At 74.5% G+C, this 1,045-nt stretch carries 1 pseudogene; it reads left to right on the forward strand.

Features of this window, described 5'->3' with window-relative positions:
- Positions 1 to 77 precede the first annotated feature (77 nt).
- A pseudogene (locus NBW84_RS22050) lies at positions 78 to 1,045 on the forward strand (class I SAM-dependent DNA methyltransferase); the annotation flags it as partial.

Consider the following 1,045-nt stretch of genomic DNA (forward strand, 5'->3'; position numbering starts at 1 on the left):
CAGAACGATCTCGTCGCGCGGCTGGAGACCACGGGTGAGCCATTGCTGCGGCTGCTCGCCGTTCTGGAGCGTGCCGTATGAGCATGGAGTCCCTGACCAACCGCGGAGAGTACTTATCCGCCTACTATCTCGCCGAGCGTCTGCCCAAGGTGGTCAAGGACGGTTACCTCGGACGCTGGGCGGAGGCCGAGAAGAACCACGGGCTGTCCGCCGACGCCGACGCCGACCGGCCCGGCGGGGCGTGGGCCGGGGGTCTCGGGGAGAACGAGCCCGCCGCGGCTCTCGGCCCGGCGGTGACGCCGCGGGCGGGCATCCGGGCGCTGCGGCGGGCCTACTACGAGCTGCGCGCCGAGATCGTCGAACTCGACGCGGCCGTTCAGGCCGCGGAACGCGACGGTGTGGAGGCGGACGAGGCCGTCCGGGAGAAGCTGCGGGACAAGCTGCACGAGCTGCACGGTCACGCCCTGCGCGCGTTCGCCTTCACCGCGCGGCCGACGGAGCTGACCGTCACGCGCGCCGGCACCGAGCACACCATCGCGGTGGCCGACGCCGACCGGGGCGTGCTGGCGGTCGAGTGCGGCTGGGCGACGGACACGGACGCGGCGACCGCCGCGGACGGCGCCGGCCGGCTGCTGACCCCGGTGGACGTCGACCGGCGGGAGCGGATCGAGCACGGCATGGCGCTCGCCGGCCACCTGTTCGCCCTCGACGACGACCGGCCGCGGTACGTGCTCATCCTGGCCGGCGCGGTGGTGACGCTCGCGGACAGGCTGACCTGGGGGGAGGGCCGCTACCTGGCGGTCAGCCTCGACGTCGCGTTCGGCCGCAACGACACCCGGCCCGGCGGCGAGCTCGACGTGATCGCGGCCCTGTTCGGCGCGGACACGCTGTGCCCGCCCGAGGAGGGCGGCAGCGAACGGCTCGCCGAGCTGCGGGAGGGCTCCCGGCGGCAGGCCGTCGGCGTCTCCGCGGAGCTGCGGGAGGGGCTGCGGCTGTCCGTCGAGCTGATCGCCAACGAGGTGCTCGACCGCATCCGGGAGGCCGG

The sequence above is a fragment of the Protofrankia sp. CiP1_Cm_nod2 genome (genome assembly GCF_920664355.1).
In the GTDB taxonomy this organism is placed as follows: Bacteria; Actinomycetota; Actinomycetes; order Frankiales; family Frankiaceae; genus Protofrankia.